14 protein-coding genes and 1 tRNA gene are annotated in these 18,642 nt (G+C 67.7%); 12 read left to right on the forward strand and 3 right to left on the reverse strand.

The window, feature by feature from the left end; all coding sequences use genetic code 11:
- Positions 1 to 215: 215 nt before the first annotated feature.
- The 4 genes from ACZZZF_RS14130 to ACZZZF_RS14145 all read left to right on the forward strand — a co-directional run bounded on the left by ACZZZF_RS14130 (position 216) and on the right by ACZZZF_RS14145 (position 4,728).
- Positions 216 to 2,741, forward strand: coding sequence for an ATP-dependent Clp protease ATP-binding subunit (locus ACZZZF_RS14130; protein ID WP_053097733.1), 2,526 nt, complete (start codon positions 216 to 218; stop codon positions 2,739 to 2,741).
- Between the two features lie 124 nt (positions 2,742 to 2,865).
- Positions 2,866 to 3,369, forward strand: a complete 504-nt coding sequence (locus tag ACZZZF_RS14135; RefSeq protein WP_042539928.1) for an amino-acid N-acetyltransferase — start codon at positions 2,866 to 2,868, stop codon at positions 3,367 to 3,369.
- Positions 3,370 to 3,378: 9 nt separating this feature from the next.
- Complete coding sequence (locus tag ACZZZF_RS14140; RefSeq protein ID WP_463499011.1) at positions 3,379 to 4,038, forward strand: hypothetical protein; 660 nt, start codon at positions 3,379 to 3,381, stop codon at positions 4,036 to 4,038.
- 279 nt (positions 4,039 to 4,317) lie between these two features.
- The gene (locus ACZZZF_RS14145; RefSeq protein WP_053097730.1) at positions 4,318 to 4,728 is read left to right on the forward strand and encodes a hypothetical protein; all 411 of its coding nucleotides are present in this window, start codon (positions 4,318 to 4,320) and stop codon (positions 4,726 to 4,728) included.
- A gap of 278 nt (positions 4,729 to 5,006) precedes the next feature.
- On the opposite strand, the gene radA is transcribed toward ACZZZF_RS14145, so the two are convergent.
- Positions 5,007 to 6,374: a DNA repair protein RadA gene (radA, locus tag ACZZZF_RS14150; RefSeq protein ID WP_463499014.1), complete on the reverse strand. Its 1,368-nt coding sequence runs from the start codon at positions 6,372 to 6,374 to the stop codon at positions 5,007 to 5,009.
- A 100-nt stretch (positions 6,375 to 6,474) separates the two neighbouring features.
- Here radA and ACZZZF_RS14155 point away from each other — a divergent pair, with 100 nt between their 5' ends.
- The 5 genes from ACZZZF_RS14155 to cydC all read left to right on the forward strand — a co-directional run bounded on the left by ACZZZF_RS14155 (position 6,475) and on the right by cydC (position 13,142).
- Positions 6,475 to 7,155 (forward strand): ArsR family transcriptional regulator, encoded by a 681-nt coding sequence (locus ACZZZF_RS14155; RefSeq protein ID WP_463499017.1) that lies wholly within the window; start codon positions 6,475 to 6,477, stop codon positions 7,153 to 7,155.
- Between the two features lie 93 nt (positions 7,156 to 7,248).
- Positions 7,249 to 8,664 carry a cytochrome ubiquinol oxidase subunit I gene (locus ACZZZF_RS14160; protein ID WP_463499019.1) on the forward strand — a complete coding sequence of 472 codons (1,416 nt, stop codon included), beginning with the start codon at positions 7,249 to 7,251 and terminating at the stop codon, positions 8,662 to 8,664.
- Positions 8,665 to 8,678: 14 nt separating this feature from the next.
- Entirely contained in the window at positions 8,679 to 9,701 is a 1,023-nt protein-coding gene (cydB, locus tag ACZZZF_RS14165; RefSeq protein WP_463499021.1) for a cytochrome d ubiquinol oxidase subunit II, read from the forward strand.
- A gap of 106 nt (positions 9,702 to 9,807) precedes the next feature.
- Positions 9,808 to 11,475 (forward strand): thiol reductant ABC exporter subunit CydD, encoded by a 1,668-nt coding sequence (gene cydD, locus ACZZZF_RS14170; protein WP_463499023.1) that lies wholly within the window; start codon positions 9,808 to 9,810, stop codon positions 11,473 to 11,475.
- Entirely contained in the window at positions 11,472 to 13,142 is a 1,671-nt protein-coding gene (cydC, locus tag ACZZZF_RS14175) for a thiol reductant ABC exporter subunit CydC (protein ID WP_463499025.1), read from the forward strand. The genes cydD and cydC overlap by 4 nt, the downstream gene beginning before the upstream one ends.
- A 333-nt stretch (positions 13,143 to 13,475) precedes the next feature.
- Here cydC and ACZZZF_RS14180 read toward each other — a convergent pair whose 3' ends face one another.
- Complete coding sequence (locus ACZZZF_RS14180; protein ID WP_320490639.1) at positions 13,476 to 14,252, reverse strand: hypothetical protein; 777 nt, start codon at positions 14,250 to 14,252, stop codon at positions 13,476 to 13,478.
- A 127-nt stretch (positions 14,253 to 14,379) separates the two neighbouring features.
- On the opposite strand from ACZZZF_RS14180, the gene ACZZZF_RS14185 reads away from it, so the two are divergent.
- Together ACZZZF_RS14185 and ACZZZF_RS14190 are read left to right on the forward strand one after the other, a co-directional pair.
- Positions 14,380 to 15,426 (forward strand): hypothetical protein, encoded by a 1,047-nt coding sequence (locus ACZZZF_RS14185; RefSeq protein WP_463499027.1) that lies wholly within the window; start codon positions 14,380 to 14,382, stop codon positions 15,424 to 15,426.
- A 57-nt stretch (positions 15,427 to 15,483) separates the two neighbouring features.
- Positions 15,484 to 15,574, forward strand: a tRNA-Ser gene (locus ACZZZF_RS14190).
- Positions 15,575 to 15,698: 124 nt separating this feature from the next.
- Here ACZZZF_RS14190 and ald read toward each other — a convergent pair.
- On the reverse strand, positions 15,699 to 16,817 hold the full coding sequence (ald, locus tag ACZZZF_RS14195) for an alanine dehydrogenase (RefSeq protein WP_311258460.1): 1,119 nt from the start codon (positions 16,815 to 16,817) through the stop codon (positions 15,699 to 15,701).
- Between the two features lie 429 nt (positions 16,818 to 17,246).
- On the opposite strand from ald, the gene ACZZZF_RS14200 reads away from it, so the two are divergent.
- Positions 17,247 to 18,635, forward strand: coding sequence for a glutamine synthetase family protein (locus tag ACZZZF_RS14200; protein ID WP_311258461.1), 1,389 nt, complete (start codon positions 17,247 to 17,249; stop codon positions 18,633 to 18,635).
- Positions 18,636 to 18,642 lie beyond the last annotated feature (7 nt).

Genomic DNA, 18,642 nt, shown 5'->3' on the forward strand with positions numbered 1-18,642 from the left:
TATCGAGAGTCGTTATTACCGATAATCGTTAACATAACGACTGTCGATAAGTCCGTCAACCCCAGTGGTCCAGGAGACGCGTCACCGGCGGTCACGGCACTATGCCGACGGCGAACACGGGCATACTGCCTGCGCACGGTGGTTACTCTCGATGTACAAGCGCTTCACGCGTCTTCGCCAGTGTCGAACAACACGTGCGAATAAGGAGTCACAGCATGTTCGAGAGATTCACGGACCGAGCCCGTCGAGTGGTCGTCCTCGCCCAAGAAGAGGCGAAGATGCTCAACCACAACTACATCGGCACTGAGCACATCCTGCTCGGCCTCATCCACGAGGGTGAGGGTGTCGCAGCCAAGGCGCTCGAAAGCCTCGGCATCTCCCTTGACGCCGTCCGCGAGCAGGTGCAGGACATCATCGGTCAGGGCCAGCAGCAGCCCACCGGTCACATCCCGTTCACGCCGCGCGCCAAGAAGGTGCTCGAGCTCAGCCTCCGCGAGGCCCTGCAGCTCGGCCACAACTACATCGGAACCGAGCACATCCTGCTCGGCCTCATCCGCGAGGGCGAGGGTGTCGCAGCCCAGGTCCTCGTCAAGCTCGGCGCAGACCTGAACAAGGTCCGCCAGCAGGTCATCCAGCTGCTCTCGGGTGCCCCCGGACGCGAGCCGGCAGCCGTCGGCGCGCAGTCGAACGACACCCCGAGCGCCCAGGGCGGCTCGCAGGTGCTCGACCAGTTCGGCCGCAACCTCACGCAGGCCGCGCGCGACAACAAGCTCGACCCGGTCATCGGGCGCGAGAAGGAGATCGAGCGGGTCATGCAGATCCTGTCTCGCCGCTCCAAGAACAACCCCGTCCTGATCGGCGAGCCCGGCGTCGGCAAGACCGCCGTCGTCGAGGGCCTCGCCCAGGCGATCGTCAAGGGCGATGTGCCCGAGACGCTGAAGGACAAGCAGCTCTACTCGCTCGACCTCGGCTCGCTCATCGCCGGTTCCCGCTACCGCGGTGACTTCGAAGAGCGTCTCAAGAAGGTCACCAAGGAGATCCGCACGCGCGGCGACATCATCGTCTTCATCGACGAGATCCACACCCTCGTGGGTGCGGGTGCCGCCGAGGGTGCGATCGACGCGGCCAGCATCCTCAAGCCGCTCCTCGCTCGTGGCGAGCTCCAGACCATCGGCGCCACCACCCTCGACGAGTACCGCAAGCACTTCGAGAAGGATGCCGCTCTCGAGCGCCGCTTCCAGTCGATCCAGGTGAACGAGCCGAGCCTCCCTCACACGATCAACATCCTCAAGGGGCTGCGCGACCGGTACGAGGCGCACCACAAGGTGCAGATCACCGACGGCGCGATCGTCGCGGCATCGAACCTCGCCGACCGCTACGTGTCGGACCGCTTCCTGCCCGACAAGGCCATCGACCTGATCGACGAGGCTGGCGCACGCCTGCGCCTCAGCATCCTGTCGAGCCCGCCCGAGCTGCGCGAATTCGACGAGAAGATCGCCAAGGTCCGCGAGCAGAAGGAAGTCGCGTCCGAGGACCAGGACTTCGAGAAGGCCGCATCGCTGCGCGACGAGGAGAAGAGCCTCCTCGCCGAGCGCCTGCGCCTCGAGAAGCAGTGGCGTTCGGGTGACGTCGCGACCGCTGCGGTCGTCGACGAGGGTCTGATCGCCGAGGTGCTCGCACAGGCCACCGGCATCCCGGTATTCAAGCTGACGGAAGAGGAGTCCTCGCGACTCGTCTTCATGGAGAAGGCGCTGCACCAGCGCGTCATCGGTCAGGAAGAGGCCATCGCGGCGCTCTCCAAGACGATCCGCCGTCAGCGCGCCGGCCTCAAGGACCCGAAGCGTCCCTCGGGCTCGTTCATCTTCGCCGGCCCCACGGGTGTCGGAAAGACCGAGCTCGCCAAGGCGCTCGCCGAGTTCCTGTTCGACGACGAAGCGGCTCTCATCTCGCTCGACATGAGCGAGTTCGGTGAGAAGCACACCGTCTCGCGTCTGTTCGGTGCCCCTCCCGGGTTCGTCGGATTCGAAGAGGGCGGCCAGCTCACCGAGAAGGTGCGCCGCAAGCCGTTCAGCGTGGTGCTGTTCGACGAGATCGAGAAGGCCCACCCGGACATCTTCAACTCGCTGCTGCAGATCCTCGAAGAGGGTCGCCTGACCGATGGTCAGGGCCGAGTGATCGACTTCAAGAACACCGTCATCATCATGACCACCAACCTCGGTGCGCGTGACATCGCCGGTGGTCCGGTCGGATTCCAGATCGAGGGCGTCAACTCGACGAACTACGAGCGGATGAAGGGCAAGGTCAACGAAGAGCTCAAGCGCAACTTCAAGCCCGAGTTCCTCAACCGTGTCGACGACATCATCGTGTTCCCGCAGCTGTCGAAGGAAGAGCTGGTGCAGATCGTCGATCTGTTCACGAAGCGCCTCGGCGAGCGTCTGCTCGACCGCGACATGACGATCGAGCTCTCGCAGGCCGCCAAGGAGCGTCTCATCGAGATCGGGTTCGACCCGGCGCTCGGTGCCCGTCCGCTGCGTCGCGCGATGCAGCACGAGGTCGAGGACCGTCTGTCCGAGAAGATCCTGCACGGCGAGCTGAACCCCGGCGACCACGTGAAGGTCGACGCGAAGGACGGCGAGTTCCTCTTCGAGCACGGTCCCCGTGGTGAGAAGGTCGCGGTCGGCGTCAACACCGGCGGAGCGATCTCCGGCACCCCCGACCTGGCGGTCGCCAGCGGGGAGTGACCTGATCACAGAAGGGGCGGATGCTGCGGCATCCGCCCCTTCTGCATGTCCGGGGGACTCCAGCACTCCGGCATTCCGGGCTCGCTCAGGGTCTGGGGAGGTGACGGGTTCTAGGCTTGACGGTGTGAGCGAGTACATCGTCCGGCCTGCGCGCAGCGCCGACATCATTGGCATCCGGAACCTCCTGCAGCCGATGGTCGAGCAGCGCATCCTGCTCGGCAAGGATCTCGCTGTGCTCTACGGCGCCGTGCAGGAGTTCGTCGTGGCCGAAGCCGACGGCGAGCTGATCGGATGCGGTGCGCTGCACGTCTTCTGGGAGGACCTCGGCGAGGTGCGCACCCTCATGGTCCGCGGGGACTGGCTGCACCACGGCGTCGGCGGCGCGATCGTCGGCGCGCTCGAAGAGCAGGCTCGCGAGCTCGGGCTCAGCCGACTGTTCTGCCTGACCTTCGAGGTCGACTTCTTCGGCCGCCGCGGATACTCGATCATCGGCGAACAGGTCGTCGACCCCGACGTCTACTCTCAGCTGCTGCGCAGCGGCGATGCGGGTGTCGAGGAGTTCCTCGATCTCGCGCATGTCAAGCCGAACACGCTCGGCAACACCAGGATGCTGAAGAGCCTCAACTAACCTGAATCAATGCCTCGCCACTCCGCCGCCGTCTATCGTCGCCGACGATTGGTGACCCTCGTCGCGGCGATCCTGCTCGTCGCCGTCATCGGCGCCGCGGTGTGGCTGCTCCTGGCACGCCCGTGGGCCAGCGCCGCCGAGGCGACGCCCTCGCCGAGCGCCTCGGCCTCGGGATCCCCGTCGCCGGATGCCACGACCTCCGAGCCACCCGCAGCCGAGTCGCCGTCGCCTGAGCCGTCGGCCGATGAGACGCCCGGGATCGTCGCGTGCGAGGCCAAGGACGTCGAGGTGGCGGCCGTGACGGATGCCGATTCGTACGATCCCGGGGTGCTGCCGCAGCTGTCGATCTCGCTGACGAACCGCGGGTCGACCGACTGCGCGATCGACGTGGGGTCGACGACTCAGCGGATGACGGTGTCGAGCGGCACCGATGTCTGGTGGACGTCGACCGACTGCCAGGAGAACCCGAGCAGCATGGTGGCCACGCTCACCGCCGGCGCGACCGTGACGAGCAAGGTGCCGGTCACCTGGGACCGCACGCGGTCGAGCGTCGAGACGTGCGCGGACGAGAATCGGCCGCGAGCTCCCGGCGGCGGAGCGTCGTATCACGTCGCTGTCGAGATCGGCGGCTTCAAAGGCACGACGACGAAGCAGATCCTCCTGTATTGAGGCAAAAACTAGCCAAAGGTCTTGAATACAGTCCTGCACTCAGTTTCGGGTGACACTGCTGTTTCTTTGGGATACCATTGGAGTGACCCTCGCAGACTTGCGGCGCATGCCATCCCCAGTGGCGTCGAGCACAGCGTCCCCAGCGCTTCGACATGCCGCCCGAGGGTCCGTGGGCCCTCTCGAGTACCCCAGTCCCCAATGGATGACTCGAGAGGGCCCCTTTCTTCTCCCGGCTCGGTTTCGGACCGCGCTGCGGCATCCGCTGAATATGCTGGATGCATGGCAGCGAAGAAGTCGAAATCCGCGAAGAGCAAGCCCGCACCTGAGGATTTCCGGTCGGATGCCCTCGCCCAGGCGTTGGAGAAGCAGGACATCGCCGCGGTCGCTCTCGCACTGCGCCACGGCACCACGGTCGTGCCGCTCGTGAAGCCCGGCGCCCGCGACAACCCTCTCGACAGTGGCGAGGTCTGGACCTATCGCGACCCCAACTCGGGCGATCTGGCGCTGCTGCTGTTCAGCGATGCCAAGAACAAGCCGGCCAACCTCCCGCCGGGGGTCGGCATCTACAGTGCGGAGTGGCTGCGGAAGTTCCTCGGCGCGCACCCGATCACCACGGTGTTCCTCGACATCGCGGGACCGCACCCGATGCAGGCCTCGCCCGAGGAGCTGCTCAAGGCCCTCGACGCCTGAGTAGCGGCGCGAGCTCGCTCGCCCAGGCGACCGGCGCAGGCCCCGCGGCCCGTGCCGGGTCACTTTTCGCATCGGATGATCTGTGCGGGGTCAGTTTCGCATCCCGATCGCCCATTTGGGGTGCGGAAGTGGCCCCGCTTGGCGGTGTGGTGCGGAAGTGGCCCCCGCTTGACGGTGCGGTGCGGAAATGGCCCCGCGGTGCGGTGCGGTGCGGAAGTGGCCCTGCTTGACGGTGTTCGACCCGGATGAGCGCGGGACAGGCGCTCATCGCCGCGAGCTCAGAACGGCGGGATGTCGGCTTCGCTGCGCCTGCTCGTGTTCCGCGCACGCACGTCGTTGAGCGCCGCACGCAGCGTCTTCGAGCGGTCGTCGACCACCTGGTCGTAGCCGAGCCGCGACGCCTCGGACCGACGCTGCGCCGACTGGGTGACGGGGCGGATCTCGCCGGCGAGGCTGAGCTCTCCGACGGCGGCGACCGTGCGAGGCACCGAGATCTGCTGGATCGACCCCGCCACAGCGATCGCGATCGCGAGGTCGGCCGCAGGCTCGGTGAAACGCACCCCGCCGACGGTCGAGACGTAGACGTCGAGGTTGCTCGTCTTGAGGCCGGCGCGGCGTTCGAGGATCGCGAGCACCATCGCCACACGCGACGAGTCGAGTCCGTGCACCACCCGACGGGGATTCGGCGCGGTGGTGGTGATCGTCAGCGCCTGCACCTCGACCGGCAGCGCCCTGCGGCCCTCGAGCGAGATCGCGACGCAGGTTCCCGGCTCGGTGGCACCCTGCGACAGGAAGAGGCCGGACGGGTCGGGCACCTCGGAGATGCCCGCACCCGTCATCTCGAAGCAGCCGACCTCGTCGGTGGGACCGAAGCGGTTCTTCAGCGCGCGGATGAAACGCAGCGATGTCTGACGATCGCCCTCGAAGTGGCAGACGACGTCGACGAGATGCTCGAGTACGCGCGGCCCGGCGACGGTGCCGTCTTTCGTCACGTGCCCGACGAGGATGACGGGCAGCCCGCGGTCCTTCGCGACGCGGATCAGCGTGGCCGCCACTTCTCGGACCTGGCTCGGCTGACCGGCCGCGCCGTCGATGAGCGACGACGAGACGGTCTGCACCGAGTCGACGATCACGAGCTGCGGGGCGACCTCGTCGATGTGGCCGAGGATCGTCGCGAGGTCGGTCTCGCTCGCCAGGTAGAGCTCGTCGTGCAGCGCGCCTGTGCGCTCGGCGCGCAGGCGCACCTGTGCCGGAGACTCCTCGGCGCTCGCATAGAGCACCCGACGGCCGGAGCGGGCGGCTTGAGCGGCGACCTCGAGCAGCAGCGTCGACTTGCCCACACCCGGTTCTCCGCTGAGCAGGATCGCCGCGCCGGGAACGATGCCCCCGCCGAGCACGCGGTCGAACTCGCCGACCCCGCTCGTGCGACGTGGGGCGTCTTCGGTGGTGATCTGCGTGATGGGTCGCGCGGCCTTCGCCGCGGTCGGCGCGAGCGGCGTGATCCGGCTCAGGATGCCCGTCTGGGTGCCCTGCTCCTGCACGGTTCCCCACTGCTGGCACTCGGCGCAGCGACCCACCCACTTGGCGGTCGTCCACCCGCATTCGGTGCAGACGTACGCAGGAGGGGCGGGTTTTCGGGTGGCCATGCAGCCAGGCTATCGCCGAGATCAGACATCCCTATCGCCTGGGGCATTATTCACGGCCGAACCACCCCATGGCGCCGAGCCCCCGCGGGATACTGGATCCATGGCCAACGGCGGGCCCGTCTGCGGGCCGATCTCGACCTTCTCGCGAGTGCAGATCCTGCACGCGCTGTTCGAAGGCGGCCCCCGCATCGATGGCGACGCCGAGCACGACGGCGGACCCGTCCGGACCCGCGGGGAGCGCACGATCGGCGAGCTGTGCGAGGCCACCGGCCTGCATCCCAACACGGTCCGCGAGCACCTGCAGCGCCTCATCGAAGGCGGCTACGTCATCCAGGCCAGTGAGCGCCGCACCACTCGCGGCCGTCCGCGCACGCTGTACAGCGCAGTGACCGGTGCGGCGGATGCCTCGAGCCCCATCGCCCGCGACAAGGCGAAGGCGGCCGCCGTCCGCGGCGATCTGCTGCGTCGGGTCCTGCCTGCGTCGGCATCCTCTCTCGGTCGCGATGCGACCTACCAGCTGGACGCCCTGATCGAACACTTGGAGGAGAGCGGCTTCGAGCCCGTCGTCGATGACGAGCAGCTCACCGTCGATCTCAGCCCGTGCCCGCATGCCGCGGGTCGCGCCGAAGACCGTCCGATGCTGTGCTCCGTGCACCTCGGCCTCATGCAGGGGGTGCTCACCGAAGCCGGTGGGCCGCTCGCCGCCGAGGCCGTTCGCACCTCCGTCCTGCCGGCGGACTGCACCGTGCAGCTGCGTCTGACGGAGATGTCCGCCGCCTAGGCGCGCATCTGCCTTATTCACGGTCGGCGGCCCATCGGGGGCGGCAGGCCCGTCGTTAGCGTGGCACCCAGGGCACGGAAGAAGGAGTGGCTCATGGAATGGTTGGACCCGCTGGTCCTGTCTCGATGGCAGTTCGGTCTCACGACCGTCTATCACTACCTGTTCGTGCCGCTGACGATCGGCATGGCGTTCGTCGCCGCGATCTTCCAGACCGCGTGGGTGCGCACCGGCAAGGTGCAGTACCTGCACCTCACCCGGTTCTTCGGCAAGATCTTCCTCATCAACTTCGCCATGGGCGTCGTGACGGGCATCGTGCAGGAGTTCCAGTTCGGCATGAACTGGTCGGACTACTCGCGCTTCGTCGGCGACGTCTTCGGCGCTCCGCTCGCGTTCGAGGGGCTGCTCGCCTTCTTCTTCGAGGCCACGTTCATCGGCCTCTGGATCTTCGGATGGGACAAGCTGCCGCAGAAGCTGCACCTCGCCACGATCTGGTGCGTCTCGATCGGCAGCATCCTCTCGGCGTACTTCATCATCGCCGCGAACGCCTTCATGCAGAACCCGGTCGGGTACGTCTTCAACCCCGAGACCAACCGCGCCGAGCTCACCGACTTCTGGGCGCTGCTGACCAACCCGGTCGCGCTCGCCGCCTTCCCGCACACGATCTTCGGCGCGCTGATGTTCGCCGCCGGCGTCGTGATCTCGGTCTCGGCCTGGCACCTGGCACGCGGACAGCACTTCGACACCATGCGCATCTCGCTGAAGTTCGGCCTGTGGGCGATGATCTTCTCGACCGCCGGGGTCGTGCTCACGGGTGATCAGCTGGGCCTCGCGATGTATGCCGCTCAGCCGATGAAGATGGCGGCCGCCGAGGCGACCTTCAACACGGTGTGCGGCCCGGATGCCTCCTTCAGCCTCTTCACGCTGGGCACCCCCGACGGCAGCTCCGAGCTGTTCTCGATCCGCGTGCCGTACCTGCTGTCGCTGCTGTCGACCCACACGTTCGACGCGTGCGTGCACGGCATCAACGACCTCAACGCCGAGTACGCCACCACCTTCGCCGACACCGGACTCACCGAGTTCGCTCCGATCCTCTGGGTCACGTACTGGGCGTTCCGCTGGATGATCGGCCTCGGCATGGCCGCCGCCCTCGTCGCCGTGGTCGGCCTCTGGGTCACCCGCAAGAGCGCCAAGAACCCGCCGGCGCGGTGGATGTGGAAGCTCGCGATCTGGTCGTTCCCGCTCGCGCTCGTCGCCAACATCATGGGCTGGGTCTTCACCGAGATGGGCAGGCAGCCCTGGATCGTCTTCGGACTCATGACCACGCAGGACGGCGTCTCGCCGGGTGTCAGCGGCGTCGAGGTGCTGATCTCGCTGATCGCCTTCACCGCGATCTACGCCGCGCTCGCCGTGGTCGAGATCCGCCTCATCATCCGTGCGGCCCAGAAGGGTCCGGACACCGAAGAGCAGCCCCACGAGGAGACGGCCCAGCTGCCGTCCGTCGTGTACTGAGAAAGGGATCAGTCATGGAATACATGTGGTTCTGGATCGTCGCCTTCCTCTTCGTCGGCTACTTCGTGCTCGACGGGTTCGACTTCGGCGTGGGCATGTCGCTGCCGTTCCTCGGCAAGAACGACGTCTCGCGTCGCCAGGTCATCAACACGATCGGCCCCATCTGGGATCTCAACGAGACCTGGGTGATCGTCGCCGGCGCCTGCCTGTTCGCGTCGTTCCCCGAGTGGTACGCGACGCTGTTCAGCGGGTTCTACCTGCCGCTGCTGCTGATCCTGCTCGCGCTGATCCTGCGCGGGGTGTCGTTCGAGTACCGGCACCAGCGTGAGGGCACTCAGTGGAAGCGCGGCTTCGACCGGATGATCGTGATCGGCTCGGCCGTGCCCGCGCTGCTGTGGGGTGTCGCGTTCGGCAACATCGTGCAGGGCGTGGCGATCGACGAGAACCACATCTACGTGGGCGGGTTCTTCGCACTGCTGAACCCGTATTCGCTGCTCGTCGGCATCACGACGCTGCTGCTGTTCTTCCTGCACGGCGTGCTGTTCGTCTCGCTCAAGACCGACGGACAGGTGCACGCGGACGCTCGTCGTCTGGTCAAGCTCGCCGCCGGGCCGACGGTGCTCGCCGCCGCTGGCACCGTGCTCTGGACGATCGGAATCGCCTGGGATCGCGAGTCTCCGCTCATGCTGATGGTCATCGGATGCGGTCTCGTCGCCGCGCTCGCCCTGATCGCGTCGGTGCTCTTCTCGATGCGCGGACGTGACGGACGGGCCTTCACGGCGGGCGCCGTCACCGTGGCATCCGCTGTCGTGATGCTGTTCGCGGCGCTGTTCCCCTACGTGATGCCGTCGACGATCGACCCGGCCTTCAGCCTCACGATCGAGAACGCCTCGAGCACGCCGTATACGCTGACGATCATGAGCTGGACCGCCCTGATCGCCCTGCCGCTGGTGCTCGCGTACCAGACCTGGACGTATTGGATCTTCCGCAAGCGCGTCACCCGCAGCTCGATCGAGGGGGCTCCGGCGCACGCGTGAGACACGACTTCTGCTCCGGTCGCAGTTCGCGCCGCCTCTCTGATCGGGGAGCGGCACGAACTGCGACCGGAGCGACCTGTCTGACCACGGCTGAGCGGGTGGCGCGGTGAAGCCGGTCGACATCCGGCTGCTGCGGTATGCGAGCGCCGCCCGCGGATTCCTGCTGCTCTCCGGCGCGATCGGGGTCGTGCAGACCGCGGTGACCATCGCGTTCGCGTGGATGCTGACGGATGCCGTCACCGGCGCGCTCGCCGGGCGCGATGTCACGGCATCCCTGCTCTGGCTGCTCGGACTCGCGGCCCTGCGGGGCGTGCTGATCGCGGCCTCGGATGCCGCCGGGACCCGCGCCGCGGCGAAGACGGGCATGCAGCTGCGTGCCGCTCTGATCGCCGCCGTCGGCCGCTTGGGACCCGGATGGCTCGCGCAGCGCAATCAGGCTGGCCTCGCCGTCACCGCAGGGCACGGGCTGGAGGCGCTCGACGCGTACTTCGCCCGGTACATCCCGCAGCTCGTGCTCACCGTCATCGCGACGCCGGTGCTTCTCGCGGTCATGTGGTGGCAGGACTGGCCGAGTGGACTGACGGCGCTCATCACGCTGCCGCTGATCCCGTTGTTCCTGATCCTCATCGGCATCGCGACCCGCACGGTGCAGCGCACGCAGTGGCAGACGCTGCAGCGACTCGCGGCACGGTTCGCCGACACCGTGCAGGGGCTCTCGACGCTGCGTCTGTTCGGGCGCGAGCGCAGGGCCGCTGCGCAGATCGAGCACACGGCCGACCAGTACCGTCGCGAGACCATGAAGGTGCTGCGGTTCTCGTTCCTGTCGGGCTTCGCGATGGAGCTGCTGGCCTCGCTCGCGGTGGCGCTGATCGCCGTGGCGGTGGGCTTCCGGCTGCTGTCGGGTGACCTGTCGCTCGAGGTCGGGCTGTTCGTGCTGCTGCTCGCGCCCGAGACGTTCCTGCCGATCCGCCAGGTGGGCGTGCAGTTCCACGCCGCGTCCGAGGGGGTCGCGGCGACCGAGGATGTGTTCGAGGTGCTCGATGCGGCCGGGGCTCGGGCGGACTCGCTCCATGACTCCGGAGATCGGGCGACGGTCGGGCCGGATCCTGCCGATCCGGCCGGTTCTCCGGATGGATCTCCGGAGTCGTGGAGCACGAACGCGCGAGACCTGGTCGTCACCGACCTGCGCGTGCGCGATCTGGCACCCGTCTCATTCATCGCGGCGCCCGGCACCATCACCCTGATCGAGGGGCCGAGCGGCGCGGGCAAGTCCAGCCTGCTCGCGGCGCTGCGCGGTGCCGTCCAGTTCGAGGGGTCGGCCACGGTCGGCGGAGTCGGCGTGGGCGACCTCGCTCCGTCCGAGTGGCTGGCGTGGAGCGGACAGCGCCCCCAGCTGAGCCGCGGCACGATCGCCGCGAACGTCGCGCTCGGTGACGACGAGCCCGACGACGACGGCATCCGCCGCGCCCTCGACGACGCGTGCGCGACCGACCTCGATCCGGCGCTCGAGCTCGGCGTGCAGGGGAGCGGTCTATCGGGCGGCCAGGCGCAGCGCGTCGCCGTCGCACGGGCGCTGTATCGGCACGCCGCTCATCCGGACGCGGTGCTCGCTCTCGACGAGCCGTCGAGCGCCCTCGACCCCGACACCGAAGCACGGCTCTGGTCGTCGCTGCGCGAGCGAGCGGATGCCGGAGCCACGGTCCTCCTCGTCTCGCACCGCCGCTCGGCCAGGGCCATCGCCGATCACGTCGTCGAGCTGGGGGTGCACGCATGAGCATCAGCGACTCCGCCCGGATCCGCGACGTCCTCCGACTCGCGCAGCCGCCGATGCGCCGCTTCCTCCCCGGCGCGATCTGGGGTTTCCTGTCGGCGGGCGCCGCGGTGAGCCTGCTCGCGGTGAGCGGCTGGCTGATCGTCAGCGCATCGATCGTCGACTCTCTCGTGCCGCTGTCGATCGCGGTGGTCGGGGTGAGGTTCTTCGCGGTGTCTCGTGCGGTGACCCGGTATCTGGAACGGCTGAGCGGCCACGATGCGGCGCTGCGTCAGCTCGCCTCGACACGCGCCGACATGGTGCGGCGCCTCACTCCGCTGTCGCCTGCCGGACTCGGACGCACCGACCACGGTCGCGTGCTCTCGGCCCTCGTCGACGATGTCGAGAACCTGCAGAACCTGCCGCTGCGGGTCGTGCAGCCGCTCGCAGTCTCGGGGCTCGTCGCCCTCGGCGCCGTCGGATTCCTGGCGTTCGTGTCGCTGCCGGCCGCGCTCACTCTCTCCGCATGCCTCGTGGTAGCGGCCGCTGCGGCGATCGGACTGGGGTGGGTGTTCGGCTCTCGGGCCGAGGCCGCCGTCTCCCGCCGTCGCGGCGACCTCTCCGCCGCGCTGACCGACTACTTCGGCACGCTCGATGTGCTGCTCGCCTATGGAGCCGAACCGCAGGCCCGCGAGCGGGTGCGGCAGGCGGATGCCGAGCTGCGCCGCGCCGTCGGCACGGCATCCCTGGCGCAGGCGATCGCGGCCGGCGTCGTGTCGGCGGTCGCGGGCGCGGCGTCGGTCTGGGCGCTGGCTGTCGCGGCTCCCGGGCTGACGACCGGGGCGATCGACGGACCCTGGCTCGCCGTGGCCGTGCTCGTTCCCATGGTCGTGTTCGAGGTCTTCGGCGCCGTGCCGATCGCCGCGGCATCCTGGCGCAGCGTGCGTTCGAGCGCCGAGCGCATCGTCGACGTGCTGCCGGCGGAGATCCCGGCCGAGTTGAGGTCGGACGACGGCGAGGATGTGACGATCGTCGGAGTTCCCGCGCTGCGACTCCGTGATGTGCGCGCGTGGTGGCCCGGGGGGACGCCGGCTCTCCGAGGAGTCGACCTGGACCTGCCTCCGGGAGAGCGTGTGCTGGTGGCCGGTCCGAGCGGGGCGGGCAAGAGCTCGCTCGCTGCCGCGCTCGTGGGGTTCCTGCGGATCGATGGGGAGTATTCCGTCGGAGGCAGGAATGCGGCGGAACTCTCCGGTCCCGCGTTGCGACGCACGATCGGGCTGTGCGAGCAGAGTCCGCAGCTGTTCGACGAGGACATCCGCCAGAACCTGCTGTTCGCCCGAGACTCCGCGACCGACGATGAGCTGCTCGCGGTGCTCGACCGCGTCGGCCTCGGCGCCTGGGTGCGTGAGCGGGGCGGACTGGATGCGCGGGTCGGCGACCGCGGCGGACTCGTGTCCGGCGGGCAGGCGCAGCGGATCGCTCTGGCTCGCGCGCTGCTCAGGGGCTTCCCGGTGCTGGTGCTCGACGAGCCGACCGCGGGTGTCGACCCCGATGCATCCGATGCGCTGCTGCGCGACCTGCTGCACGCGGCGGGGGAGCAGTCGGTGCTGCTGATCTCGCACGTCGCCCCGCCCGCGGGCACCGTCGACCGGGTCGTGCGGTTGGACGACGGGCGCACGGTCGCGGAGTAGTCCGGCGGCTGTCGGGGTTCAGGGGCGACTTCTCGCCGCTACCCCCGGGCACAGTGTCGGACGTCTAGGGCGGCGTGCCCTGGCATCCGTTCGTCCGTTCGGTGTGTCGGGGGTGCAGTCCGACGTCGTGCCGGGGTTCGGGAATGACAGGCCCGCCCGGTGTCATGTCGGCGACCGTGTGCAGGACGGAAGCACCGATGTCGGTTCAGAACTGCGTTCTGGTCCTGCATACGTGCTTCGGTCCTGCAGACGGACGCCAGCCCGGCCGAGTTCAGATGCCGGACCTATCGGGGCGGGGCTCCGTCATCATGCCCGACCGAGGAAGCGCGGAGGTCAGACGCTGAGGTCGGCGCGCGGTTCCATCACGATGCCCTGCGCCTCGAAGACGCGGCGGCGCTCTTCGATGCGACGGTGGAGTTCGACCTGCGCGTCGTCGACGAGCTGCGGGTCGAGGTCGACGGTCGCCGGGTGCGGGTCGCCGTGGTTCGCCTCGATGTAGGCGTCGAGCTCGGGACCCGACGTCCACGAGGTGATGAGGGCGTACCGCGGGGTCGTGCCGCGATGCCAGACCGCGTGCCAGAAGCGCTGGGTGTCGACGATGATGCGGGATCCCTCGCGCAACGGCAGGCGGATCTCGGTCGCCGGGTCGAAGCGGTCGGAGCGCAGGAGAAGCAGCGAATCCGTGTCATCGGACAGGTTGTAGTAGCCGCGCACGACCCAGCCGGTGCCGTCTTCGTTGAGGCGGTTGTTGTCGTCCTGGTGCAGGTTGTAGACGGCATCCGCGTAGTCGTTGGGCTGCAGTTCGATGACGCGGCAGCGGCCGACTCCGGCGCCCGGCTCGAGGGCGCGTCGCTGCAGGGTCGGGGCGATCGCGACCTGCGACTCGACCCACACGCCGTCCTTGTCGGTGCGGGGAGGGGTCTGGTTCCAGAAGCCGTTGCATTCGATCGCGCCGGCGTAGCTGGCGAGCGGGGCGAAGCGGGTGACGCCCGACGAGCGCCAGCCGATGTACTCGAGGTCGAGCCACTCGGCGGGATCGGATGCCTGATCGTGGTCGTCGAGCACGACGTAGCCGGTCTCTGCCAGCGCCTCCGATGTGATGAAGCCCATTGGGTCCCCTCCGTGCCTCGACTCCGCGGCGCACCCTGCGACGGATGCCTTTAGGACAGCCTAACTTGGAGGCGCGGCGTTCGCCCGAGAGGGTGCCGGAGAAAACACGCGCCGATAACCTGGATGCATGACTCAGCCGCAGGGTGCCCTCCTCGTGGGCAGTGTGAACTTCGACGACGCCGAGACCACGATGCGCACCGCCGCCGATCTGCTGGGTCCGCGACTCCGCCGCATCCCCGACGGTGAGGTCGGCAAGCGATTCCACTGGATCATGTTCCAGCCCGACGTGCTCGGCGAGGCCGACGGCATCGAGCGCATCGGCGATGAGCCCATCCCGTTCAGGGCCGGCATCGACGCTCGACCGCTGCGCATCGCCGACGGGGTGGACGCGGCGAGCATCCAGCTCCCGCCGCTGGGATATGCGGATGCCGCGATCGAGTCGTATGCGATCTTCTCGCGCCTGCGAGACGAGGGCGTCGTACCTGCCGCGACCCGCTTCCAGGTCTCACTTCCGACGACGGTCGCGGTCGTCTCATCGTTCTTCTTCGGCGATGACCGCGCCGCCATCGACCCGGTCTACACCGCCGCGCTGCTGCGCGAGGTCGACAGCATCCTCGCGGCGATCCCGCACGGCGACCTCGCGATCCAGTGGGACGTGGCGAGCGAGATGGGGATCATCGAGGCCGCGCCGGCGTTCGGGCGGGTCATGGACGTGTGGTGGGAGGGCGATCCGTTCCCCGGTCTCGTCTCGCGCCTCGCAGGACTGATCGACGTCGTGCCGGCCGACGTCGAGGTCGGAGTGCACCTCTGCTACGGAGACGTCGCCGAGAAGCACTTCTTCGAGCCGACGGATGCGGCGAACCTCGTCCGCTACGCGAACGCCGTGATCGCCGCATCGGCCCGCCCGCTGACCTGGCTGCACCTGCCCGTGCCGATCGAACGCGATGACGAGGCGTACTTCGCGCCCCTCGCCGACCTCGCGTACGACGGTGAGCTGTACCTGGGGCTCGTGCACCGGGAAGACGGCGCGGAGGGAGCGGAGCGGCGGATCGCCGTGGCCCAGCGCTTCGCTCCGCAGTTCGGCGTCGCGACCGAATGTGGCATCGGCCGGGCCCCCGAGGGGACGACCGACGGCATCCTGCGCACGCACGCGGAGGTCGCCGCCGCCTGGTGATCCGGTGCTGACCCACTCGATTCGCGCCGTGGCGCGGGTTGTCGTAAGCTAGTCCGCGGTGACGTGTCCGAGCGGCCGAAGGTGCAACTCTCGAAAAGTTGTGTAGGGTAACCCCCTACCGTGGGTTCAAATCCCACCGTCACCGCCACCACGAAGGCCCCGCATCCCCTGGAAACACTGGGATGCGGGGCCTTCGTCATGCCTGGAGTCTCGGTTTCGGTAACGCAGCGGTAACGGACTTATGCGAACGCCTAGGGCTCATCCCCGGCGGTTCAGGCCGCGAGTGCCGCCTCGAGAGTGGTCGTTGCCATGCCGAGAGCTTCGCCCACGAAGGCATTCGTGAGGTGACCCGCGTGGGTGCTGAGCCCCTTGGCGAGTGCCGCATCGGCCCGCACCGCCTCGTGCCAACCTCGGTCGGCCAGAGCGACTGCATACGGCAGGGTGGCATTCGTGAGCGAGATCGTCGACGTGCGCGGAACCGCTCCGGGCATGTTCGCCACGCAGTAGTAGATGGCGTCATGTACCGGGAAGGTGGGGTTATCGTGAGTCGTCGGACGTGACCCTTCGAAGCAACCGCCCTGATCGATGGCGATGTCGACGAGGACCGATCCGGGCCGCATGCGCGCGACCATGGCGTCGGTGACCAGCTTGGGGGCGGCTGCGCCCGGGATGAGAACCGACCCGATGACGAGATCGGCATCCGCGAGGTTCTCTGCGATCGTGTAGGGATTGGAGCGAAGAGTCGTGACTCGACCATCAAAACGCGCTTCGAGGGCACGGAGCCGGGAGAGGTTCACGTCGAGAATCGTGACCTCAGCCCCGAGCCCGACCGCCATCGCCGCGGCGTGCTCGCCGGCGACGCCACCGCCGATAACGACGACCTTGCCCTTGGGGGTGCCGGGCACTCCACCCAGAAGAAGACCTCGACCGCCTTGGGTGCGCATCAGCTGGTTCGCGCCGACCTGGGCAGACAAGCGCCCTGCGACCTCTGACATGGGAGAGAGGAGGGGCAGGCTGCGATCAGGCAGCTGCACCGTCTCGTAGGCGATCGCCGTCGTCCTGCTGTTCAGCAGAGCCTGTGTCAGGGGTGCGTCCGCTGCGAGATGCAGATAGGTGAAGAGGATCTGCCCGTCCCGCATCAGGGGGTACTCGCTGCCGATCGGCTCCTTGACCTTGAGAATCATGTCGGCAGCGGCCCAGACGGCCGAGGGGTCAGCGGCGAGCGTCGCCCCCGCCTGCTCGTACTCGTCGTCGGAGAAGGCGCTTCCCAATCCTGCGCCGGATTGCACGATGACGAAGTGGCCGTGGTCGACGAATTCGGCGACCCCCGCTGGTGTCACCGCGATCCGATTCTCGTTGTTCTTGATTTCCGTGGGGACACCGACGATCATCTCGTCCTGCTTTCTTGGTGTTGTTCGTGGTCTGACGATGCGCAGGCGCAGCGCTGCACCCGGAGGTCGACTCTGCGGCAGGTCTGCCACCGAGCTGTGGGCGCACGGCACCGCATCGAGCGCAGTGTCGTCTCCCGAGATCATGCGCGGCGCATCCCCCGGGCAGAGGTGCGCGCGGCACGGTGATGTCGAGAGGGATGTGCTTCACGCACACGTGTTGCGTCGCGCTAAGCGGTGAGGTGGATGTGGCCACGCACTGCTTCGCGTCGACGCGTCGAAGCAAGCGACCGAGTGATCGGTACGCGTTGCACCGCAGGCAGTGAAACCATGTGCGTCATGCACATGACGGCGATTCCCGAGCAAATATAGTCTCGCTGCACGCTCTAGAGATTCATTCACGTCACAAGACACAGCTGAAAGGCAGGGCACATGAACGATGAGGTTCTGATCGAGGATCCGAAACGCTACGTCGAAGAGTTCGTCGCCGAGCACGGGATCAAGGTGATCAAGATCGGTGCGCCCGACATCGACGGTCTGTGGCGAGGGAAGCGCTTGTCGGCGCAGTACTTCGTGGAGTCAGCGTTCCAGGCAGGCACGAATATCTGCAACATTCTCTTCGGATGGGATATCCAGGACGCGAGTATCCCGAACCTGACGTTCACCGGCTGGCACAGCGGATATCCCGACGTGAACCTCCGCCCGGATCTCACGACGCTCCGTACGGTTCCCGGGGAGCCGGGAGTGGCGTCGGTGATCTGTGACATCTACCAGCCCGATGGAACGCCGCTGGCATTGTCTCCACGAGGCGTGCTCCGGCGGGTGCTCGACCGGGCCAAGTCACTCGGCTATGAACCGGTGTGCGCCTACGAGTTCGAGTTCTATCTCTTCGAGGGAACGCCGCGGGAGCTTGCGCGTCGTGGCTGGCGCGATCTCGAGCCGATCTCGAGCGGGAACCACACCTACAACATGTATCGCGATTCCGGCACTGAGTATGTGATCGGACTCATTCGCGATCGCCTGGCGGAGCAGGGCGTCTTCATCGAGGCGAGCAACAGCGAACATGGCGCAGGACAGTTCGAGGTGAACATCCACTACGGCGATACGTTGCGGGCCGCGGACAGTGCGCTGATCCTGAAGCATACGGTCAAAGAGATCGCGGCAGCTCACGGACTGACTGCGTCGTTCATGGCGAAGATTCGGCCGGATCAGGCCGGCTCATCGGGACATGTGCATCAGAGCCTCGTCAGTGTCGAGGATGGTGATGCACTCTTCGCCAATCCGGAGAACCCCATCGAGCTGAGCGAGATCGGTCAGGCGTATCTCGCCGGACTTGTAGCCGGCGCCAGAGACTTCACGGCGCTTTACCTTCCGACGATCAACTCGTACAAGCGCGTTGAGGGCGGTCAGTGGGCCGGCTCGAGCGCCACGTGGGGTCTCGACAACCGGACGGTCGCCATTCGCAGCATCCCGTCTGCCGGACCGGCGGCGCGTGTGGAGAACAGGGTCCCGGGTGCCGACGCCAATCCGTATCTGGTTCTCGCGGCGAACGTCGCTGCCGGGCTCAGCGGGATCGAACGGAAGTTGACTCCGCCTCCGGCCGTCACCGGCAATGCGTACGAGCAGGACGACGACGCGTCGCCGCGACTGCCGCATTCTCTGGAAGCCGCCACGGAGGTCTTCGCTGAGAGCGCGCTCGCGAAGGAGTACTTCGGGGAGGACTTCGTGCAGCACTTCGCCGAAACGCGCAGGTGGGAAGTACGACAGTTCCAGAAGACCGTCACCGAGTGGGAGACGGCGCGCTACCTCGAGCACATCTAGATCCATC

The organism is Microbacterium sp. AC215, assembly GCF_979258645.1.